25 protein-coding genes are annotated in these 20,110 nt (G+C 43.8%); 2 read left to right on the top strand and 23 right to left on the bottom strand.

The genetic code is table 11. From position 1 onward, the window contains the following. Positions 1–21: 21 nt before the first annotated feature. Positions 22–1,578 carry a PTS transporter subunit EIIC gene (locus Selli1_RS05015; RefSeq protein ID WP_281872430.1) on the bottom strand — a complete coding sequence of 519 codons (1,557 nt, stop codon included), beginning with the start codon at positions 1,576–1,578 and terminating at the stop codon, positions 22–24. Positions 1,579–1,762: 184 nt separating this feature from the next. Here Selli1_RS05015 and Selli1_RS05010 point away from each other — a divergent pair, with 184 nt between their 5' ends. After that, the gene (locus Selli1_RS05010; RefSeq protein ID WP_281872429.1) at positions 1,763–2,584 is read left to right on the top strand and encodes an AraC family transcriptional regulator; all 822 of its coding nucleotides are present in this window, start codon (positions 1,763–1,765) and stop codon (positions 2,582–2,584) included. A 21-nt stretch (positions 2,585–2,605) separates the two neighbouring features. On the opposite strand, the gene Selli1_RS05005 is transcribed toward Selli1_RS05010, so the two are convergent. From Selli1_RS05005 to Selli1_RS04960, 10 genes are all read right to left on the bottom strand, one after another. After that, a complete protein-coding gene (locus Selli1_RS05005; RefSeq protein WP_087251987.1) occupies positions 2,606–3,091 on the bottom strand; it encodes a hypothetical protein in 486 nt (161 codons plus the stop codon). Between the two features lie 75 nt (positions 3,092–3,166). Continuing rightward, a complete protein-coding gene (locus Selli1_RS05000; protein ID WP_087251988.1) occupies positions 3,167–3,709 on the bottom strand; it encodes a GNAT family N-acetyltransferase in 543 nt (180 codons plus the stop codon). A gap of 26 nt (positions 3,710–3,735) precedes the next feature. Further along, the gene (locus tag Selli1_RS04995) at positions 3,736–4,329 is read right to left on the bottom strand and encodes a hydrolase (RefSeq protein ID WP_087251989.1); all 594 of its coding nucleotides are present in this window, start codon (positions 4,327–4,329) and stop codon (positions 3,736–3,738) included. Between the two features lie 51 nt (positions 4,330–4,380). Continuing rightward, a complete protein-coding gene (locus tag Selli1_RS04990) occupies positions 4,381–4,878 on the bottom strand; it encodes a deoxycytidylate deaminase (RefSeq protein WP_281845606.1) in 498 nt (165 codons plus the stop codon). A 15-nt stretch (positions 4,879–4,893) separates the two neighbouring features. Continuing rightward, positions 4,894–5,271 (bottom strand): DUF5655 domain-containing protein, encoded by a 378-nt coding sequence (locus Selli1_RS04985; RefSeq protein ID WP_281845607.1) that lies wholly within the window; start codon positions 5,269–5,271, stop codon positions 4,894–4,896. 22 nt (positions 5,272–5,293) lie between these two features. Then, positions 5,294–6,049 (bottom strand): class I SAM-dependent methyltransferase, encoded by a 756-nt coding sequence (locus tag Selli1_RS04980; protein ID WP_281845608.1) that lies wholly within the window; start codon positions 6,047–6,049, stop codon positions 5,294–5,296. A 110-nt stretch (positions 6,050–6,159) separates the two neighbouring features. Then, on the bottom strand, positions 6,160–7,521 hold the full coding sequence (locus tag Selli1_RS04975; RefSeq protein WP_281872428.1) for an MATE family efflux transporter: 1,362 nt from the start codon (positions 7,519–7,521) through the stop codon (positions 6,160–6,162). Further along, the gene (locus Selli1_RS04970; RefSeq protein ID WP_087167950.1) at positions 7,514–7,966 is read right to left on the bottom strand and encodes a MarR family winged helix-turn-helix transcriptional regulator; all 453 of its coding nucleotides are present in this window, start codon (positions 7,964–7,966) and stop codon (positions 7,514–7,516) included. Before Selli1_RS04970 ends, Selli1_RS04975 begins: the two co-directional genes overlap by 8 nt. A 104-nt stretch (positions 7,967–8,070) precedes the next feature. Then, positions 8,071–8,673, bottom strand: a complete 603-nt coding sequence (locus Selli1_RS04965) for a flavin reductase (RefSeq protein WP_087167951.1) — start codon at positions 8,671–8,673, stop codon at positions 8,071–8,073. Positions 8,674–8,682: 9 nt separating this feature from the next. After that, positions 8,683–9,600, bottom strand: coding sequence for an ROK family protein (locus Selli1_RS04960; RefSeq protein ID WP_191427844.1), 918 nt, complete (start codon positions 9,598–9,600; stop codon positions 8,683–8,685). A 275-nt stretch (positions 9,601–9,875) separates the two neighbouring features. On the opposite strand from Selli1_RS04960, the gene Selli1_RS04955 reads away from it, so the two are divergent. After that, positions 9,876–11,426 carry an L-glutamate gamma-semialdehyde dehydrogenase gene (locus Selli1_RS04955; protein ID WP_281872426.1) on the top strand — a complete coding sequence of 517 codons (1,551 nt, stop codon included), beginning with the start codon at positions 9,876–9,878 and terminating at the stop codon, positions 11,424–11,426. Positions 11,427–11,502: 76 nt separating this feature from the next. On the opposite strand, the gene Selli1_RS04950 is transcribed toward Selli1_RS04955, so the two are convergent. The 12 genes from Selli1_RS04950 to Selli1_RS04900 all read right to left on the bottom strand — a co-directional run bounded on the left by Selli1_RS04950 (position 11,503) and on the right by Selli1_RS04900 (position 20,080). Next, positions 11,503–12,516 carry an aldo/keto reductase gene (locus Selli1_RS04950; protein WP_281872425.1) on the bottom strand — a complete coding sequence of 338 codons (1,014 nt, stop codon included), beginning with the start codon at positions 12,514–12,516 and terminating at the stop codon, positions 11,503–11,505. A gap of 14 nt (positions 12,517–12,530) precedes the next feature. Beyond that, positions 12,531–13,394 (bottom strand): AAA family ATPase, encoded by an 864-nt coding sequence (locus Selli1_RS04945; RefSeq protein WP_281872423.1) that lies wholly within the window; start codon positions 13,392–13,394, stop codon positions 12,531–12,533. A gap of 43 nt (positions 13,395–13,437) precedes the next feature. Continuing rightward, a complete protein-coding gene (locus Selli1_RS04940) occupies positions 13,438–14,787 on the bottom strand; it encodes an MATE family efflux transporter (RefSeq protein WP_281872422.1) in 1,350 nt (449 codons plus the stop codon). A gap of 54 nt (positions 14,788–14,841) precedes the next feature. Next, positions 14,842–15,783 (bottom strand): AAA family ATPase, encoded by a 942-nt coding sequence (locus tag Selli1_RS04935; protein ID WP_281872421.1) that lies wholly within the window; start codon positions 15,781–15,783, stop codon positions 14,842–14,844. 61 nt (positions 15,784–15,844) lie between these two features. Then, entirely contained in the window at positions 15,845–16,495 is a 651-nt protein-coding gene (locus Selli1_RS04930) for a hypothetical protein (RefSeq protein ID WP_281872420.1), read from the bottom strand. A 130-nt stretch (positions 16,496–16,625) separates the two neighbouring features. Beyond that, entirely contained in the window at positions 16,626–16,991 is a 366-nt protein-coding gene (locus Selli1_RS04925) for a nucleotidyltransferase family protein (RefSeq protein ID WP_281872419.1), read from the bottom strand. Between the two features lie 175 nt (positions 16,992–17,166). Next, a complete protein-coding gene (locus Selli1_RS04920; RefSeq protein ID WP_204864385.1) occupies positions 17,167–17,409 on the bottom strand; it encodes a hypothetical protein in 243 nt (80 codons plus the stop codon). After that, entirely contained in the window at positions 17,402–18,097 is a 696-nt protein-coding gene (locus tag Selli1_RS04915) for an FAD-dependent oxidoreductase (protein WP_330677495.1), read from the bottom strand. The genes Selli1_RS04920 and Selli1_RS04915 overlap by 8 nt, the downstream gene beginning before the upstream one ends. Beyond that, entirely contained in the window at positions 18,051–18,395 is a 345-nt protein-coding gene (locus Selli1_RS18290; RefSeq protein WP_330677494.1) for an FAD-dependent oxidoreductase, read from the bottom strand. Before Selli1_RS18290 ends, Selli1_RS04915 begins: the two co-directional genes overlap by 47 nt. 177 nt (positions 18,396–18,572) lie before the next feature. Next, positions 18,573–19,016: a hypothetical protein gene (locus Selli1_RS04910; protein ID WP_087167961.1), complete on the bottom strand. Its 444-nt coding sequence runs from the start codon at positions 19,014–19,016 to the stop codon at positions 18,573–18,575. 70 nt (positions 19,017–19,086) lie between these two features. Further along, on the bottom strand, positions 19,087–19,506 hold the full coding sequence (locus Selli1_RS04905) for a hypothetical protein (protein ID WP_087167962.1): 420 nt from the start codon (positions 19,504–19,506) through the stop codon (positions 19,087–19,089). Between the two features lie 13 nt (positions 19,507–19,519). After that, on the bottom strand, positions 19,520–20,080 hold the full coding sequence (locus Selli1_RS04900; RefSeq protein ID WP_281845615.1) for a BUD32 family EKC/KEOPS complex subunit: 561 nt from the start codon (positions 20,078–20,080) through the stop codon (positions 19,520–19,522). Between the last annotated feature and the right edge of the window lie 30 nt (positions 20,081–20,110).

Here is a 20,110-nt window from a genome sequence, read left to right as displayed (position 1 = left end):
GGAATCCATATGTAGAGACGATTACGCATCATATGCCGCTATTGGACGCAATGCGGACAGCATCGAGGAAAGCCCTTGCAAGAGCATTCTGTTAAAAAGAAACATAAAATGATCAGATAAAGTCCGAACTGAATTGTCTGAAAATAAAAGAAATAAACTGATATCAAAAAAAGAAGAAAAAGTGCCAACGATTACTTGACACATACAGAGGAAGCCTGCCGCAAGCGCAATCACATGAGCAATGATATAATTGATATATCCATTGTGTGCCGGGTCTGCAAGTGCGATTCCCGGTACTACTGTGGTTCCAAATCCAAGTGCCGCAAGATCTGTGAAATAAACAACTGCACCTCCAATTGCTCCGCCGATACATCCGCCGATCAGTGGATAACGATATCTTAAGTTCACACCAAACAGTGCCGGCTCCGTAATTCCAAACAGTACGGAAATAAAACTTGGAATACATAATTCTTTTGCCTTTGCATCTTTTAAATTTCTTGCAAGATATCCAAGTACTGCCCCGCCCTGTGCAATGATTGCTACAGACATCAGCGGATTTAAAAAGTTTCTTCCGGTATCGACAAGAAGCTGTGATTCAATTGCGCCAAATACGTGATGAAGACCGGTAATAACGATTAGCTGCTGTACCCCGGAGAATGCCGCGTATCCAATCACTCCAAGGTTCTGAGTCATCCATACAAGTACGCTCGTAATTCCATTTGCAAGTCCTCTTCCTACCGGTCCGATAATCATAAACAAAAGGAAGGAGCTGACAAGTGTTGTCAAAAGTGGTGATACAAGCAGACGGATCACTTCCGGTACTTTCTTCTCAAAGAAAATATCAAGTTTTGCAGTAACAATACCAATCAGCAGCGCGACAATAATACCGCCCTGGAAACCGATCAGGTCAACCGGAAGTCCAAAAATATGGAGTGTAGTTACTTCCACCGTTCCCTGTGCTGCCGCACTGGCATCTGCCAGACTGTTCGTCAGCATGATACAGCCGATTACAATACCCATGATCGGCCTTCCGCCAAACCGTTTGACCGTACTGTACGCAACACACAGAGGCAGGAATCCGAAGATCGCACCGGAGGAAATATTAATCAGCCGTGCAATTCCATAAAGTGTTGCGTTGTCTTCCACAATCTGCAGATTTCCAAGTACACTGGAAAGTCCGGTTAAAAGAGCTGCTGCCAGGATTCCCGGCATGATTTCAATAAATACATCAGAAAGAGCCTTGACTGCTCTCTGCAGTGGATTCATCCTCTTATTTGCTTTTGTTTTCAGATCTCCAAGGCTCATACTGTCCATATGGATAGATTCTGCAAGCACCTGGCATACATCATTTACCAGCCCTGCTCCAAAAATGATCTGAAGCTGATCCCCTGCCACAAACACACCTTTTACCAGATCCACATCTTCAATCGCCTTGATATCTGCCTTATCATTATCTTCCAGAACAAGTCTCAGACGTGTCGCACAGTGGGCGATTCCTAAAATATTGTTTCTTCCGCCCGAAAGCCTGACAAGTTCGGATGATATATTTTCGTATCGTTGTCTTTTTTCCGCATCCATGCTTGATACCTCCCATAAAAATTCAATCCTCATGATGCAGTTATGTACACTCCTGCTGTTTCACCGCGGTATGAACAAATGCTGTATTCTTTGTTCTTGTAATTCTAATTATAACGGTTTATACTGAATATAATATAGACAAATGTTGTTTAACTATATAGTTTTGTTGGTTCTTGGAGGATTTATGAAGGATTATATTTTTTCAAATGATTTTTCCCGCAATCTCGACGCCATGATCTATACCTGCGGTTTTGAAACCTGTGTGCCGTCCCACAGTTATGGCCCTGTTGTGCGCAGCGGCTATCTGATTCATTATATTTTAAAAGGAAAAGGCATTTATAAAACAGACGGACATCTTTACCATCTTTCCGAGGGAGATGCCTTTCTGATCCGTCCCAATACGCTGATTTACTATGAAGCGGATAAGTACGATCCATGGACCTATACCTGGATTGGTTTCCAGGGTATCAAGATCGAAGAGTATCTGAAACGAACCTCTCTTCTGGAAACGCCTTATTTCCACTACGGGAAGGACGACCGTGTCAGACTGTGCCATGAAAAAATGTTTGAAGCGTACCAGCTTCCGGAAAACCGCGACCTCATGATGAACAGCATCCTTTATGAATATCTTTACCTCCTGGCGAGTAAATTCCCACGGGCATACATCCCGCCGAAAGAAAAAAAGATCTCTTATGTGGAGGAGGCACTGCGCTATATTGAGAATAATTACGCCCATCCTGTCAATATTCAGGTCATCGCCGACCATCTGAATATTGAACGCACTTATCTTTACCGCCTGTTCAAAGATATCACCGGCAGTTCTCCTCAGGAATATCTGCTTGACTATCGGATCCGGCGAGCCTGCACACTGTTAAAAGATACCGACCTTACAATCAACGATATTGCCAGATCTGTCGGATATGATGATGCGCTCTACTTTTCCCGCCTCTTCAAACAGAAAAAGGGCCGCACTCCGACCCAATACCGAAAAGAGGAGAAAGGCTGATGCCCTTCTTCTCTTTGTTCCTTATGCTGTATGGTACACGATCTTTTCAAGCTTTCCGACCCTCTCCTGCAGATCAGATACATTTTCTACAAGGAGCTGAATCGTTCCTGTCTCCATCTGAATCCCATTTACTACTTTTGTTAGATTGTCGATCTTCATATCCAGACGATTGTAATGCTTCGTACTGATTTCCTGGACACGATCCACCTCTTCCAGGATACTATTTTCCAACTCCCGTCCCTTTATATCCATTCTGGCTATCAGGTCATCCCGAAGTTTTTGGTTCTGTTCATCCATTCTTGTTGTCAGGTCATCCCGGAGTTTTTGGTTCTGCTCATCCATTCTGGTTACAAGTTCATCTCTGAGTTTCTGATTCTGCTCATCCATTCGGGCCACAAGCCGGTCTTCCAGATTCTGGTTCTGCTCATCCATTCGGGCCACAAGCCGGTCTTCCATACCAAACATCAAGTTTTGAATACTTTGTAAATCTTCCTGTGTTAATGCCATTTTTCTCTCCCCTTTCTCCCCCTCTACTAGTTATTAAGTATAGCATACTGTTTGATACCTGTCTATTTTCCTTCATTACAATTTTTTCATCATCCAGTATGCATCTGCATAGGTGCCGTCCAAATATTTCATATTATCAGGCAGCTTTCCGTACATCTGAAAGCCAATGCTTTCATAAAGACGAATTGCTCTTTGATTGTCAGCAACTACTTCCAGTTCCATCTGTTCGTATCCTTTTTCCTTTGCAATCTCCAGAAGTTTTTCGATCATGGCACGTCCGATTCCCATGCCTGTGTATTTCTGGTAGAGTGCAATGCCCATCGTTGCTCGGTGTCGATAACGGGATGTCGATACTCCGGTGAAGGAACAGTTTCCTATAAAGGTTCCATTCAAAAAAGCAAGAAGCATCAGATCTGTTTGGGAATCATTGGTTCTTTTTATAAATTGTTCTTCCTGCTCTACTGTCATCTGAATTTCCTCCGGTTCTTTTGCAAGAAATCTGGTTTCCGCACAGGTCTTTTTCAGATAGTCAATCAGCATCTGTGCATCCTGCTCCGTGGCAGTCCGTAAAATAATCGCTTGCCCTTTTGCGCGAATTGTCATTTCTGGAACTCTCATTTTTCTACGCTCCTTCCCTTTCCTGTCTAAGAAGCGGAAATCTCCGCCATTTTTTCTTCGATCTCTTTCTCACCAGCCTGCATGGCACGAAGTGTTTTATCGAACAGATCGTTTAATTCCCATCCAAGCTGCTCTGCTCCTGTTCGGATAATTTCTCTGGAGCATCCGGCCGCAAACCGTTTGTCTTTAAATTTCTTCTTCACACTGGATACTTCCATATCTGACACACTTTTCGATGGACGCATCAGAGCTGCCGCCCAAATCAGTCCGGTCAATTCATCTGCTGCAAAAAGCACTTTTTCCATCTCATGCACCGGCTCCACATCACTGCACACACCATATCCGTGGGAGCAGACCGAATGAATCAGCTCCTTACTCGCTCCTCCCTTTTCCAGAAGTTCCGGCGCTTTCTTACAGTGTTCTCCCGGAAACTGTTCAAAATCAATATCGTGAAGCAGACCGACGATTCCCCAGTATTCTTTCTCCTCTCCATATCCGAGTTCCTCTGCATACCAGCGCATAACAGTCTCCACGGTAACCGCATGACGGAGATGAAACTCCTCCTGATTATAAGTTTTTAAAAGATTCCACGCTTCTTCTCTTGTAAGATTGCTTTCCATTTCTTTTCTCCTCCCTTTTACTTTCTGACTTATTATATTCTAAATTTCAAATTAAACATTACTGTCGTCCAGATACCATTTTAACTCCTTTGCCGGAACAATCGTATATTGCTCCGGTCCTTCTCCGGTTCTCATAATGACATTCCGTATCCCTGCCTGAATGATACTTCTGGCGCACATCGGGCATGGATTCGCCTTATGAATCGAATTATCTTCCGGATTGACACCGGTAAGATATAAGTCTGCTCCTGTGGTCTGAAGTCTGGAACAGTTTAACAGCGCATTAGCCTCTGCATGAATCGCTCTGCATACACCATACCCTTCTCCCTGATGCATATTTTTCTCCATTCTCGGACAGGTCCCCTTATCACAGCAATTCTCAAAACCTCTCGGCGATCCGTTATATCCCGTCGAAACGACCACATCATCTTTTACAATTACCGCACCGTACTTCCTTTTCAGACAGGTACTTCTGTATGCAAATGTCTCAGCACAGTTTAAATAAGTATCAATTTTAGATATCCGCTTCCCTTTTTCCGGTTTTACCATGCAAATACACCCTCTTTACTTTCGTAATGCAAAATCGCTGGCTTCCTTTATCCAGTCCATTAATTCGTCATCCACTTCCTCCACACTGGAAATCAGCACATGATGTGTCCATCTGTTCGGATATGGTTCCGTAGCTGCATCAATTCTTGACGACTCCACTTTGTACTCCAGACCAAAAGTCACAACAAGCCATGGATCCGGCCTGTCCTTTACCTTTCGCACTTTTACAAACGAAACACAAGCAAAAAAGTGCTTATTAATAAAAGAAATCTGTGTCTTTTGCACTTTCATCTGCACACCCGTAATTTCATCCAGAATCCGTTCTTTGAGTTTCTCATATAATGGAAGCGCATTCGGATATTTCTCAAAAAACAAAAGTTCTGCATCATTCATGTTTTTCTCGCCTCCCCTGGTGTTACAGTATCCCAAAATATGCAGCCGTATGGTTACCCATTGTCAATATTCCATCCTTCTGATACTTCGCAAACAGATCCCGCAGTGCTTTCAGATATTCCTGATAACGTGCATCTCCTTCTTTCAGCGAATAGGAGCCGGACAGGCTTCTGCTGATAAACGTCTCTTCTGAGTAATAAAGCGGATTTGCAAACTCTATGTACTGATATCTGTCATCAAAAAATGCCCGGATTCGTTCATCGTCTTTCTGAATTCCGCCGCTGTACCCTTTGAAATCCGGACAGTAGTTCCGGTAGATTTCGTATGCCTCCTGATTCAGTTGGTCGTTCATATCCCTCACATTCCAGATCAGAAAGACCTTTCCGCCGGGCTTCAGGATTCTCCGGCACTCCTTTGCAAAAGCCGGCACATCAAACCAGTGAAATGCCTGGGCGGTTGTGACGAAATCAGCGGAATGATCTTCCAGAGTGGTTCCGGCTTCTGTTCCTTTTACCGGGTAGAACCGCAAAAATCCGGAAAGTTCTTCCACTGCCTTTTCCTTCATATCATCGTTTGGCTCTACACCATACACAGTACACCCGCGTTCCAGCAACTGTCCTGCAAATTTTCCGGTACCGGACCCGATGTCTGCAATAACCGAGTCACTGGAAAATCCATAATCCCGGAACAATGCCTCCACAAATTCCTGCGCATATACCGGTCTGCCCACAACATAATCCTGCGCCCGCCCGTCAAACTTCTGCAATGTACTTCTCATAACTGGACCTCCCTTTTGATTCACTTCTGCTGCTTTTCTATCTATTATACTGGAAAGTAAAACTTCTGTATAGCAAAAGAACCCTGACATTGCAGGATTCTTTTCGTTGCTTATTGTAATTTTGCGAGTGTCTTCTTAAACCGGAAATAAAACAGAATTGCTGTAAATGTAACGGCAATGATATCGGCAATCGGTTCTGCCATGTAGACTGCTTTTACCGGATCAGATGACAAAATCATCGGCATCAGATAGATCAGCGGAATCAGCAGTATGATTTTTCTTACTACCGCAACTACGATAGATTCCACTGCATTTCCCAGCGCATTAAAGGTCATCTGACATGCAATCTGTATTCCGAAAATCAATGTCGCCGCCATATAAATACGAAGTGCGGTTTTTGTAAATTCCATCAGTTCCGGATCTGTTGTAAACATTGCGGCAAATGCCTGCGGGAACAGCATAATCAGAAGCCACAAAAGCACAGAATATGCCAGACTGACTTTCAGAAGCAGCTTATACGTTGCCCGTACCCTGTCCACGTTTTTGGATCCGTAGTTATAACTGATAATCGGCTGCGCGCCCTGTCCAAGACCCTGAAGCGGAAGCATTGCAAACTGCATAACACTGGTCAGAATGGTCATCGCTCCAACTGCAATGTCTCCTCCGTATTTCTGGAGGGAAGAGTTAAAGCACACAGAAATAACACTTTCACTTGCCTGCATTACGAAAACCGAGGTACCAAGCGCAAGACATGGAAGCACAATTTTAGGCTGTATGCCGATATTTTTCCGGCGGATTTTCAGTGTTGTTTTCTTTCCGCAGAGGAAATGTACGACCCAGATACAGGAAAGTGCCTGAGAAATAATTGTCGCAAGGGCAGCTCCCCGGACATCCATATTAAATCCGAAAATAAAGACCGGATCCAGGATAATATTGGCAACTGCACCGATCAGTACAGAAAGCATTCCCGTCTTTGCAAATCCCTGAGCAGTGATAAAAGAATTCATTCCCAGTGTTACTTCTACAAACAGGGTTCCAAGTGCGTAGATATTCATATAGCTTACGCCATAGTCAATCGTATTCTCACTTGCGCCGAATGCCATCAGGAAGTCTCTGTTCCAGATCAGAAGAACCACTGTCAGGATAATGGAAATAATAATCTGAAGCGTAAAGCAGTTTCCCAGGATCTTTTCTGCTGCTTCATTATCTTTTCTTCCCATTGCGATAGATGCTCTGGGAGCACCGCCGTAACCTACAAGTGCCGCAAAAGCAGACACAATCAGAATCAGCGGCATGCATACCCCGACTCCCGTCAGAGCTGTCGCTCCGATCTCCGGAATATGTCCGATGTACATTCGGTCTACGATATTGTAAAGCATATTGATCAGCTGGGCAGCAACCGTGGGAAGTGCCAGTCTTAACAGAAGCTTCCCGACCGGTTCCCTGCCTAGAAATTCTTTCTCGTCATTCATGGTCATACCCTCTTTCTTCTCCGATTTTCACATTTTCAAGAATACGCCCTTTCAGGTGAATATAAGTTTCATATTCTTCTTCTGAAAATCCATCCAACAGTTGAGCCGCATAGGACTCCTGCACTTGTTGAACATCATACATAATCGGCTGCGCATCTTCTGTTAAAATCAGATGTACTTTCCGCCTGTCTTTTTGATCCGGATTTCGTTCCAGAAGCCCTTTTTGAATCAAAAGTTCCGCTCCTTTTGAAACAGCTGCTTTAGAAAGCATCCTGAATTCTACAATATCCGCTGCCGTATCTTTCATGGGATGATTTTTCAGAAAAGCTATAATATCTACCTCTACCATCGATAAGCCATATTTTCTGCATACATTTTTCATCATTTTTTCATATAGCCGCAACATACTTCGAAGTCCGTTCCATAGTTCTCCGAATTTATACATGATTTCACCTCCCGGTTCATTTTTAGCGAAAATAATAGTTCACTAAGAAACCGTTTCTCAGTGAACTATTATAGTACGATAATTTCATTTGTCAACAGACTCTGTCAGATTTTTTCAAAATCTTCCGCCCCATGCTTGCAAATCGGACAGATAAAATCTGCCGGAAGTTCCTCTCCTTCATAAATATATCCGCATATCCGGCATCTCCATCCGGTCTTTTTTGTTGTTTCCGTTTTTGGTTTTATCACATTTTGATAATATGCATAGGTTGCAGACGGGCTTTCCGATATTACTTCGCCATCTTCCACCTCTGCAAGAAAAAGCGTATGCGATCCCAGATCTATCGACTGAATTACTTTAGCTGAAAGCCATGCATTCGTTCCTTCGGTAATCACATACAGTCCATTTTCTTTCCGTTGAACATTTTGAAAATCTTCGAATTTATCCTTGTCTTTTCCACTTTGAAACCCAAAATGCCGGAACAGATCAAATGAAGCCTGTTCAGAAATCACGGAAACACTAAATTTTCCTGTATGAAGAATCATATCATGTGTGTAGTTTTCCTTGTTCACTGCGAGAGAAATTCTATTAGGTGATGAGGTCACCTGCATTACCGTATTAGTAATACATCCATTATCCTTTTCCCCCTCCTTTGCAGTTACAACAAAAAGTCCATAGCTTAATCGATACATTGCCTTTTTATCCATTTTTCCTCCTTATCTCCCGGCAGTTTCCGGGTACTTCTGCATAAATACTGCTGCAGCTCCGGCCAGATTGGCATCTTTCCGATAACTGCATACTCTTACATCCGGAACAATAACTTTTGTCCCTGCAGCTTTTTCCACCTCCTTCGCAAGATCCTGAAGATATTTCTGCACTTCATCCGAAAAGTTTTCGCGGCTGCTGATTCCTCCGCCCAGCAAAATTCTCTCAGGATCATAAACATGCTGAATATTATAAATTCCTTCGGCAAGCTTTCTGTAAAAGCAGGAAACGGCAGCCCGGCAGACGGAATCATTCTTTTCCGCTTCCTCAAACACCCGTCTTCCATCCCATTCCTGATCTGGATAAACCTTCCGGACTCTTCGCACAAGTGACATTGTAGAAGCCTGTAAAGAAAACGTACTAAGCTTTCCCTCGTCATCTCTCATCACCATACAACCAAATTCCCCGCCATACAAATGTGAACCATGACAGATTTTTCCATCTATCACGACTGCTCCGCCAATCCCCGTACCGCATACTACAAAAGCCAGATTTTTACATCCTCTCCCGTTTCCAAAAGTTACTTCGGCCATAGCGGCACAATTTGCATCATTTTCAATACTTGCCGGCAGTCCGAAGCATTTCTGAAGTTCCTCAATCCAGGCTGGCCCGTGAATACCTGAAACCGCACTTTTTCCTCCAATCACTCCTGTTGATACATCAACTGCTCCCGGGGCACTCACTGCAATTCCCAGAATCCTGCCTTTCCTTTCCGACTTTTTAACAAATGCCTGAATTTCCTTCATCAATGCCGCAAACTCCTGATGAATCGGGAGGATTTCCTGACCTGTAATCCTTCCTTCCATATCACAGACTCCAGCTTTCATGGAAGTTCCTCCAATATCAATACATACCAGTAAATTTTTCATTCTTTCCTCCCTTGTTTCCTTACTTTTATGGTTAAATTGTACCACATTTTCGTTTTCTTATCTATCCGCAACGTTTCTTTTCAACTTTTGAGTTTCCCTTTTTTATTTGCATATTTATGCTCTTTTTCTACGTTTTTTCAAATGTGTCTTTCTTCATCAATCGTCTTTTTTCCCCTTTTTATCAGTTTTCGTCAAATTAAAGCATTGACGTGCGAAATCGAAAATGATAATATATTTGTTGTAGTGTAAAAATATACAAAACAGGAGGTATATGCATGTTAAAAGGATTTAAGAATTCACCAGAATTGGATTTTTCGATTCCAGAAAACAAAGAAGCAATGCTCAAAGCATTTGAACAGGTAGATAAAGAAAAAGGCCAGGATTATCCTTTGATTATCGGCGGCGAACGCATTATGACAGACAAAAAGATTGTTTCTATCGCGCCATCAACGAAAGAAGTCCTAGGACAGGTCAGTTCCTGTGATCAGGAGCTTGCAGATAAAGCGATTCAGACAGCACATAAAGCATTTCAGACATGGAGCAGAACTCCTGCCGAGGAACGGATCTGCTGTGTTCGCAGACTGGTGGACCTCATGAAGAAAAACCGTTTTCTCATCGATGCCTGGAGCATTGAAGAAAGCGGCAAAAACTGGGGCGAAGCAGACGGAGAGCTCTGTGAAGCTCTGGACTTTTTCAACTCCTACATCATGCATATGCGTGAGCTTGATAAAGGCCTGGAACTGGTAGACACAGAAGAAGAATGTAAATGCATCTACATTCCGATCGGAGTCGGTGTAGCTGTTCCACCGTGGAACTTCCCGCTTTCTCTTCTTGCAGGCATGGTTGTTTCTGCCGTCATCACAGGCAACACTATTGTTTGCAAGCCGTCTTCCGACACACCGATCGTAGCTTATAAATTCGTAGAACTCTGCGAAAAAGCAGGTTTCCCGGACGGCGTTATCAATTTCATTCCTGGATCCGGTTCCGTCATCGGGGATTATATTGTACAGCATCCGCTGACACACTTCGTAAACTTTACCGGTTCGAAAGAAGTGGGACTGCGCATCAGCCAGAAGGCAGCAGAAGTTTCCGAAGGCCAGATCTGGATCAAACGTGTCGTAGCAGAAATGGGTGGAAAGAATGCGATTATCGTAGATTCTTCCGCAGACCTGAAACGTGCCGCTGCCGGAATCGCAAATTCAGCGTTCTCTTTCCAGGGACAGAAATGCTCCGCATGCTCCAGAGCAGTCGTATTAAGCGATGTATATGATGCATTTGTAGAAGAAATCGTTGCCTGCGCAAAAGAACTCAAAGAAAATCAGGGAAGCGGACGTGATGATCTTCCGATGGGCCCGGTCATCAACCAGAACGCATTTGACCGGATCTCCGGCTATATCGAAACAGCACGCAAGGAAGGCACGATTGTCTTTGGCGGAAATTATAACGATTCCAAAGGCTTTTACATCGAACCAACCGTTGTCCGTGACATTACAAAAGACGCTGTCATCGCAAAAGAAGAAATCTTCGGACCGGTACTTGCTGTGATCCGTGTGGATTCCTTTGACGAAGCGCTGGAAGTTGCAAACGGAACCGAGTATGGTCTGACCGGATCGGTATATACAGAGGACAGAGAACATATCCAGAAAGCAAAAGTAGAATTCCATGTTGGAAATCTCTACTTCAACAGAAAGTCCACCGGAGCTGTTGTTCTGCAGCATCCATTCGGCGGCTTCAATATGTCCGGTACGGACGCAAAAACAGGAACAAGAGATTACCTCACCAACTTCCTGAATCTGAAATCCGTATGCGAGGATCTGACATATTAAATTCATATCAAGACAGACATATGGCAGGAAAATCAAATTTTCCTGCCATATCTGCGTTTTGTCATTCTATGTATTTTTATAAAAATGTTTTGTAGTCTTCATAGTTCCGTTTCAAAAGCTCCGGTGTATTCAGACCGTACGGACACTTCTTCATACAGTTGCCGCAGTGGAGACAGTTCTCGATCTTTTTCATCTTTTCCTGCCACTCCTCAGACAGCCACGCTTCCTGTGGCGCACGTCTTAACATCAGACTCATTCTTGCGCAGTTATTGATCTCGATTCCTGCCGGACACGGCATACAATAACCGCATCCGCGGCAGAACTCTCCCGCCAGCTGATCTTTATCTTTCTGTATTTCCGCCAGAAGCGCTTCATTTAATTCCGGAGCCTGTTCCTGATAGGAAAGGAATTCATCCAGTTCCCATTCTCTTTGGATCCCCCAGATCGGTTCTACATGGGCAAACTGCGGCTGGCACATAAATGCATAAGCAGAAGCAGAATTGTGGATCAGCCCTCCGGCAAGTCCTTTCATCGCGATAAATCCGACTTCCTTCTGTCGACACAATTCTACAAGTTCTACTTCTTCCTCCGATGCAAGATAGGAAAATGGAAACTGTAGCGTCTCATAAAGACCGGACAGAACCGCTTCTTTTGCCACAGCGATCCGGTGGTTGGTAATTCCGATATGCCGGATCTTTCCCTGTTCCTTTGCCTCCAGTGCCGCCTCATAAAGGCCGGAACCATCCCCCGGCTTCGGGCAGAATGACGGATTGTGGAACTGGTACAGATCAATATAGTCGGTCTGGAGCTTTTCCAGACTCATTTCCAGATCCTTCCAGAAGTCCTTCCCATTCTGAGCCGCCGTTTTGGTACTGATAATGATCTGATCCCGCACCTCATGAAGTGCTGCTCCCATCTTTTCCTCACTGTCGGAGTAAGCCCTTGCTGTGTCAAAATAGTTGATACCATTCTGGAATGCCTTCTGCAGTAAAACAACTGCGTCCTCTTTGGAAATCCGCTGAATCGGTAGCGCGCCAAATCCATTTTTATTGACTTTCAGGCCTGTCTTCCCTAATACTACATGTTCCATGTTTCTTCCTCCTTTTACCATGCTGTAAACTCATCTTCATGCTCTTTAAAAAACTGATAATACGCCCTCACATTTTCCAGCTGCGTCCATTTTTTCACATCCACGGGATCCTCATCCAGGTCATAGATTCTGGCTCCCTTCATGGACAGTAAAAATGGTGAGTGCGTAGAAATCACAAACTGACATCCGAAAAAACGTACCGCATTTTCAAGAAACTGCACCAGTTCCTGCTGTTTGACCGGTGACAGACTGTTCTCCGGCTCATCCAGCAGAAACAGTGCATTTTCCGTAATCTTCTCTGAAAAATACAAAAAAGCACTCTCTCCGTTGGAATACTCCCGGATATTGTCCATCAGCTCCGACCTTACAAACCGGGACTGGGTTTTGCTTCTTGCTTTATTCACCCGTTTCAGCTGCTCATAATCATCCAGTGAATTCATCCGGAAATGAGAATATTTCACATCCAGATAATCTTCAAACAACTCTTCCTTCTTCCGGTCGATTCCCTCGTTCATACTCCGGATATTGAGCATATAGTCAAATACATCGTCACTTGTAATGATCCGGCTTCCCTTCGGAACCGGTATCTGTGTATCATAATCACAGAAATCCAGATAGTCTCCGAAAAAACTGGATTTATTAAAGACCGAATCCCTCTCCAGATTCAGTTTTTCCGCAATGACATTGATAGCTGTCGTTTTTCCGCTCCCGTTTCCTCCATAGAGAATGGTAACCGGTGCAAAATCAATTCTCCGGAAATGATGACTGGACAAAATCTGAAACGGATAGTAGGAATCATAACAGGTACGTTTCTGCTTCAGAAAAAAGTCAAATTCCTTTTCACTGTCCGGAAATGTAAACCACTCCAGATAGATCATTATCCTTCCCGCCTTTCCATATCTTTTTCACTCATTTGACCCATCAAATTCCTTCTGTCTTTCTCAATTTTCTATAAAATCTGCCTGCGACAATCAGGGAGATAGTATCCACAATCGGCTGAACCCACATACATCCATTCAGTCCCAGAAGCGCATTCATCAAAAACAAAAGCGGAATATCCAGAACTCCTTTTCTCAAAATGGAGCAGACCATAGACTCCTTGAATTTTCCCATCGCCTGAAACTGGATAATCATTGGATAGCAGACCGACATCATCGGCATGGCAGTCACCATTCTGCGTAAAAATCCTGCGCTGTACTGGATTGTGACCGGATCCTTGATAAACAGACCCGAAAGCTGCGGTGCAAAAATCTCGTAAACAACCAGGCACAGAAGTGAAAAGGCAAGAGAAATCATACATCCCAGCCGGAATACGCCCCTTCTGCGCTCCTGATTGCCTGCCGAATAATTGTATGCCAGAAGCGGAAGAATCCCGTTTGACACTCCAATCGAGAAATAAAGCGGCAGCTGATCCAGCTTCTTGACAATCCCAAGCCCTGCCACTGCTTCCGTGGTGTACTGTGCCACAAACCGGGACTGTGCCGCAATGGCAACCACCGTCAGGGCATACTGCACAGCCGATGGGAATCCTGTTGCCAGTATCGGCCCAAGGAACTGTCTCCAGTATCGAAGTTCCGCCGGTGCAATGCTGATCACAGATTTTCCTTTGTTCCTTGCAATATAGACGAGAAAATAAATCGTTGCCGCCACATTAGAGACAGCCGTGGCAAGCCCCGCTCCTGCTGCTCCCATGGAAAGGAATCCCGGAAGTACAAAAAAAGGATCCAGAATGATATTCAAAATTCCTCCCATGGATACGCCGATAGCAGCCTGCGCTGCACTTCCCTCCGCACGTACCAGATTCGCCAGCAGTGTATTTAAAATCGTCCAAGGTCCTCCAATCACAACAACCCATCTAGCATAGGCAAATGCAGTCTCATATGTTGCCCGGGTTGCTCCGCAGAGAAACAGGACCGGACGGGCCAAAATCAAAAATACAATCGCGAACAAGATACCGCATCCTAGTCCTCCCCAAAAGGAAATTGACGCAATCCTTCTGGCATCCTCCGTCTTTTTCCCGCCAAGCGCTCTTGAAAGGGCACTTGCACCTCCCACTCCAAACAGATTTGAAATGGCAGTCAGCATCACGAAAGATGAATACACAATCGTGATGGCTGCTGTCTCATTGGGATCATTCAGCATCCCTACAAAATATGTGTCTGCAAGATTATAGATTAACGCGATCATCTGGCTTGCGATTGCCGGTACAATCTGCTTTCTCACTGCCTGTGCAACCGGCATCGACTCAAACACCGCTGTGTTCTGGTTCATGCTGTCTTCTTACCTCCTCTGAATTTCTCTACTCTGACCAGTTTTTCACAGTCTTTATCCTTTCAGCACAATCTGCTCAAGTTCTCTTCTTTTCTGTTCCTCTTCCGTATGAAGCTGTTCCTGCATCTTCCTTAGCTGTTCCAAAATACCCTGTATCTGGCTGTATGTCTGCTCAGCCCGTTCCTTTGACACTTTGATCTTATCATAGACCATCCAGTCTGTAAAAATCCCGTCAAAAAAGTAGTCTGCAAAATGAAGGAACTCTCCAACCTCTACCTGAAGCGGCCCTTCAATCCGGCTTGAAACATCTGAAAGTTCTGTCCGGAACGTACGCAATGCCATTTGGAGCGCACTTGTTCTGTCCTTTACCGATTTCAGTTTATCATATTTGATAACATCCGACATAATACCACCGCCGATGAGATCCACCATTCCCCAGTTTTTAGCACTTTGCAGACCTTCCAGCGTCTCTTCTGCAATGGAACGTGCTCTTTCCCCGGCGCTGATCGCTTCCTTCACTTCTTTTCTGCGATTTTCTATAGCGGCAATCTGTCTTTCCATTTCCAGTATTTTCCCGGCTTCTATATTGCCCGATTCTTTGATCTCTTCCTTTTTCGCCTCAAGCATCCTCTCATATTGAATCTTGCAGTCCGGAAGCCCCGATGCCTGTTTTTCATAATATGCAATATCTTCTTCGACAGCCTGCAGCTCCTTTGCGGCAGCATCGTATTTTACAGCAGCCGCAAAGGCCTCCTCTTCTTCCTTCGAAAGCTTTTCTCCCATCTTTCCGGATGCCCGGTATAAAAACGCAGTAAGACTTTTTCGGTTCAGCCGGTCCACATCCTCCTGCTCATCTTCCATGATCTTCTTTAGATCTGCCGCCTTCTTCTCCAGCTCATTCTGCTGGTTATAAAGATCCGCCAGCTTTGCATCTGCTCTTTCTTTTTCCATCATCTCCTGCTGGAGACGCTGGAGTTCCTCGTCATAATAGTTCATACTTTTCCCTCCTTTGCTTCTCTTTCCTCTGTTTCCTGTTCCTATGGCTAAATTCGGAGAATCATTCGCTTAATACTGTCACTAAGTTTTTATATCGCTCAGAGTTCTCTTCCACATCTTTTCTGGTAACACTATAATACCTGTAAAGGTCTTTGACGATCTCATCTCCCTGTTTCCATGTTTTCCGGTCGCCCTGATGAGAAATGTTCAGGATATTCCAATAAAAATCAACTGCCATTTCAATTTCTTCATTTCCCTTCCGTATTTTATATAAATGGAAATCCATCGGTAGTTCATCCTCTGGCAGCGCCGCGATCTGTTGTGATCTTATTTCTATCTGTTGTTCCATTCTGGCGATTGTCTCATCATTATACTCTTTTGGTTTCTGAACCTTCTGCAATCCTTCTAACAAATCGGGTCTTTTCAGTAATACAAGTCCTTCTTTGTGCGACCTGCGTTCCTCCATAAAATTCCTTGCGTCAGAGGTTAACTCCACTGCATAATACTTTGCCTTGGCATATCGTACCACTTCTTCCATGCTATGCGGATTTACCGTAATTGTTTTTTTGATCTTTTTCTGCTTTCTTTGATTTCGCCAGTCTTTGAACCATTCTATCAATGACAGCTTTCTACTTTTTCTTGCAAGAAAGATACTTATAGGGCCGTCCACTCCGCTCAGAATTACCACATTTTTTCTTCTTTTGGTCTTCATCTCTCCTCCCTGCTTTCCTACCGGATTTAAAGTTCAAGATTTTTTAATTTATTCACTGTACTCCCTGTTTCCAGTACAGATTCCAGATATTGCAAATCATTTTCCGCAATATCTATATAGGTATTTTTTATCATTCTATCACCTCCAAAATCAATTTTTTATCTTTCTCTACTTCTCTTTGAAAAACCTGACTGGACAGACATCCTTCTTCATAAGTAAACACCACATCTGTCCTTACACCATCCAAGTCCTCATCTAATGTCCATCGAACATCTGCCGTTAATGACCTGTCCATGAGCTGAGTTTTCGTTACAATCAGGAGGTCGATATCACTGCTGCTTCGAACTTCCCCTCTGGCGCAGCTTCCAAAAAGATATATGTTTTTCAATCCTGGGATTTCCGCATTTATCAGGTAGTTCAGGTCGCTTTCCAGTTTCTTTTGAAATCTTACTGGAAGTTTTTCATATTCTTTTTTGTATACTTTTACCTGTTTCAAAAAACAACCTCCGATCCATCATACTATCAACTGACGTTTCTAATATTATATCATCCAGGCTTCGGACTGTCATTTCTTTTTGCCAAATCAAAAGCACAAAAGGAACGCCCCGACGAAGCGTTCCTTAATGACTATAAAATAATTTTCTTCTCAAGCTCTCATATTCTTCCAAATTCTATTGCCGCACAATTCGGATTCCTTTTCTGGAAAACAGGTTTTCGCCAATCTTCATGCTTCCTTTTTCCCTGTTGATTCGAAACTCCTGAATCGGAAATGTTCTGTAATAGCTTTCGTTTTTTGTAATAACCTGAATCGAACAGGATACTTCTGTTTCTGACAAATGTACAGCCGGAATAACAGCCATGCTCCCGTCTTCTCCCTGACACCTAAAATACCATCCGTAAAAATAATTATTCATATTGAATTCCCTCCTGTGCCGGACCGTCTAACAGATTTCCTCTGACATCAAACCTGGAACCGTGGCACGGGCAGTCCCAGGACTGTTCATCCGGATTCCACGTCAATTCACATCCCAGGTGCGGGCAGACAATATCTACTTTGAACATTTCCCCTTCCTCTGATTTGTACACTCCCATCTTCCCCTGAGATGTCTCAACTATGGCCCCGTACCCTCGCTTCAGCACATTTGCAGTTTCTTCCGGCACATGAAAAAAACGTTTGGCCAGTCCTTTCACTGCGTGTCCGCTGTCTCTTGCTATCTGTGGGATCTCTTCTGTCGAAAATCTAGATGGAGCAAAGGTTTCGGCATACGGATTTTCGATATTACAGATCTTGTCACAAAGAAGCATTGCCGATGCCATCGACGAGCTCATACCCCATTTCTGAAATCCAGATGCCACAAGCCATCCGGGTCTGTCAGACGTATACGCTCCGATAAACGGAATACTGTCCGCCGTAATACAATCCTGAGCAGACCAGCAGGCCGCCACGCGGCTGTCCGGGTAATATGCCTGCGCGGCTTCTTTCAGCTTTTGATAGCATCCTCCACTTTTATTTTCTCCGGTCCGGTGCCCCTGTCCGCCAAGCAGAAGATAACGATCATACTGCCGGAATGAAAGCTTCTCTTCTCCGTCCCCAATGTACATTCCCTCTATTCTTCCGGTATTCTCCAGCGCAAGTACATAGGAGCGCTCCTGATGCATTCTTGTAAAATACATACCCGGGAAATTGAACCGTAATTTTAGCAGTGGTATTTTTCGTCTGTCCCTGACCGATCTGATCTGCCTCCAGAACAACGGTACGGACTCCGGCCTGTTCCAGCTGCCATGCAGTCAGAATCCCCGCCATTCCTCCGCCGATTACAGCCACATCCGCCTCTACCTGCCTGTCCAAAGCCGGCCTTTTTTCTCGATGATTACAGGTCTGAGTCCATATCGATTCCATCATTCGCCTCCTGAATCCTTTTACTCATAAGATTTCCAGGAGGAAAAGATTTCATACTTGTTCTTTATTTTTCCTACCAGAAATTCCGGCTTAAGAACAAAAAAGAACATGGTACAGATATCATCCTGCATCCATGTTCTCTTTCCATCCTATTTCCCACTATTCATTCCAAAAGCATCACACAGTATTGCGCTTTTTATATATGATAATTTCAGGATCTGTACCATTGCAGCCGTATTCGCATACAAGCAGATAAGATTCATCCGCGACAATTCCATAGCAGCGGTCCGAACCAGGCCTTTCGATCTGATTTCCCAAATAGATTTTCTTATCTTCAAGCAATTTTACAGACTGACCATTTGCGAGCGGGTATTCCAAATTCACAAAAAAGCCATTCAATAAATGAAGCTCTTTTACTTCAAGCCCCTCTATTCCTAATGCATGGAATTCCGAGATCAGTGTATCTTTTAACTTCAAAAACTCTTCCTGTCCACCACGTTTAATACATTCAGCAGCAATGCATGTTCCGCCAAAAGGATGTCCGTCTACTTTTTGGCATCCGCCACATTCTTCTCTTCTGCTGCATTCCTTGCAACAGTCCAAACCACAAATTGAACACATAAAATGCCTCCATCTATACTCATTTCATCTGACTTACTTTTTCCGCCATTCACATGTGCCATATAATTGATCAGTATCCCCATGTGAGTAATTCCCAGTCTTCCTTTCCACTTCTTGCCAGATACCATTGCCATCCTGTATAATCCTGATCCGGATTCCATGCACCACTATCTTTCTTTGGGGAATGAAAAACAGATTCAAAAACAATACACTCACTAAAATCCGCACCATCTTTTAATTCATTACAATAAGAAAGTTCTTCTTCTGCCCGTTTATCATCCGTATATGACACCGAAAGAAGCTTTGCTCCTTTCCAGGTTTTGAATTCTTCTTTTATTTTTTGAATTGCAGAATCCATATCTTCCCGCGAATATATCGAAGATTGTCCATAATCAATCTGTACTTTACTTACATCCCCTCCGTTACTGCATCCCTGCAAAAGCAACAGGATCAAAAAAACAATCCCAAATCTTTTTCTCTTAAATAGCATGGTCTTTCTCCTTTCAGTTTGCCTGCTTAGCGGTCACTTTTTCCTGTTCTTCTACATACCTGATAAATTCCGGTGTTTTTGACCAGTACCTGATTCCCCAGTTTTCAAAGTTCCACTCTTCCATATAGGCATTACATTCGTAATCTACATAGTACAAAATCCCGTCCTGCAGGATAAAATTAGTCGGGAAATAATCAATATTGATTTCTTCCCTGTAGAGAAGCCTGCACATCTTATTCACCTGTTCCAGACAAGTGTCAGGAAGACAGCCCTTTCTCACCATTTCAAATACTGTATCTCCGGCAATATATTCTTTTACAATTCTCTCTTTCTCTCTGTCAACATCCAGCATTTCAGGAATCGTTATTCCAATTTCCTTCAACCGCTTATAGTCCCTAATCTCCGCTTCCAGTTTATCGCCAAACCTATAATAGGAACACGGCTCATGATGAATCTGTTTTACCACTACTTCCTGTTTCCCGTCTGATGCCAGGTAGGAATATCCGCCTTTACCTTTTCCCAGAAGTTTGATCACTTCATATGTTTTTTCATTTACATCCAGTATTTTGTCCATACACTTTTGCTCTCCTTTTTAGGGGCCCAT

This window comes from Sellimonas catena, assembly GCF_027924685.1.
Lineage (GTDB): Bacteria > Bacillota > Clostridia > Lachnospirales > Lachnospiraceae > Sellimonas > Sellimonas catena.
The sequence above is the reverse complement of the archived record's forward strand: the minus strand, read 5'-3'. Positions and strand labels throughout refer to the sequence as shown.

Coding starts and splice junctions, on each gene's coding strand:
- Selli1_RS05015 (WP_281872430.1), bottom strand. CDS start 1,578: ATGGATGCGGAAAAAAGACAACGATACGAAAATATATCATCCGAACTT.
- Selli1_RS05010 (WP_281872429.1), top strand. CDS start 1,763: ATGAAGGATTATATTTTTTCAAATGATTTTTCCCGCAATCTCGACGCC.
- Selli1_RS05005 (WP_087251987.1), bottom strand. CDS start 3,091: ATGGCATTAACACAGGAAGATTTACAAAGTATTCAAAACTTGATGTTT.
- Selli1_RS05000 (WP_087251988.1), bottom strand. CDS start 3,709: ATGAGAGTTCCAGAAATGACAATTCGCGCAAAAGGGCAAGCGATTATT.
- Selli1_RS04995 (WP_087251989.1), bottom strand. CDS start 4,329: ATGGAAAGCAATCTTACAAGAGAAGAAGCGTGGAATCTTTTAAAAACT.
- Selli1_RS04990 (WP_281845606.1), bottom strand. CDS start 4,878: ATGGTAAAACCGGAAAAAGGGAAGCGGATATCTAAAATTGATACTTAT.
- Selli1_RS04985 (WP_281845607.1), bottom strand. CDS start 5,271: ATGAATGATGCAGAACTTTTGTTTTTTGAGAAATATCCGAATGCGCTT.
- Selli1_RS04980 (WP_281845608.1), bottom strand. CDS start 6,049: ATGAGAAGTACATTGCAGAAGTTTGACGGGCGGGCGCAGGATTATGTT.
- Selli1_RS04975 (WP_281872428.1), bottom strand. CDS start 7,521: ATGAATGACGAGAAAGAATTTCTAGGCAGGGAACCGGTCGGGAAGCTT.
- Selli1_RS04970 (WP_087167950.1), bottom strand. CDS start 7,966: ATGTATAAATTCGGAGAACTATGGAACGGACTTCGAAGTATGTTGCGG.
- Selli1_RS04965 (WP_087167951.1), bottom strand. CDS start 8,673: ATGGATAAAAAGGCAATGTATCGATTAAGCTATGGACTTTTTGTTGTA.
- Selli1_RS04960 (WP_191427844.1), bottom strand. CDS start 9,600: ATGAAAAATTTACTGGTATGTATTGATATTGGAGGAACTTCCATGAAA.
- Selli1_RS04955 (WP_281872426.1), top strand. CDS start 9,876: ATGTTAAAAGGATTTAAGAATTCACCAGAATTGGATTTTTCGATTCCA.
- Selli1_RS04950 (WP_281872425.1), bottom strand. CDS start 12,516: ATGGAACATGTAGTATTAGGGAAGACAGGCCTGAAAGTCAATAAAAAT.
- Selli1_RS04945 (WP_281872423.1), bottom strand. CDS start 13,394: ATGATCTATCTGGAGTGGTTTACATTTCCGGACAGTGAAAAGGAATTT.
- Selli1_RS04940 (WP_281872422.1), bottom strand. CDS start 14,787: ATGAACCAGAACACAGCGGTGTTTGAGTCGATGCCGGTTGCACAGGCA.
- Selli1_RS04935 (WP_281872421.1), bottom strand. CDS start 15,783: ATGAACTATTATGACGAGGAACTCCAGCGTCTCCAGCAGGAGATGATG.
- Selli1_RS04930 (WP_281872420.1), bottom strand. CDS start 16,495: ATGAAGACCAAAAGAAGAAAAAATGTGGTAATTCTGAGCGGAGTGGAC.
- Selli1_RS04920 (WP_204864385.1), bottom strand. CDS start 17,409: ATGAATAATTATTTTTACGGATGGTATTTTAGGTGTCAGGGAGAAGAC.
- Selli1_RS04915 (WP_330677495.1), bottom strand. CDS start 18,097: ATGTACATTGGGGACGGAGAAGAGAAGCTTTCATTCCGGCAGTATGAT.
- Selli1_RS18290 (WP_330677494.1), bottom strand. CDS start 18,395: ATGGAATCGATATGGACTCAGACCTGTAATCATCGAGAAAAAAGGCCG.
- Selli1_RS04910 (WP_087167961.1), bottom strand. CDS start 19,016: ATGTGTTCAATTTGTGGTTTGGACTGTTGCAAGGAATGCAGCAGAAGA.
- Selli1_RS04905 (WP_087167962.1), bottom strand. CDS start 19,506: ATGCTATTTAAGAGAAAAAGATTTGGGATTGTTTTTTTGATCCTGTTG.
- Selli1_RS04900 (WP_281845615.1), bottom strand. CDS start 20,080: ATGGACAAAATACTGGATGTAAATGAAAAAACATATGAAGTGATCAAA.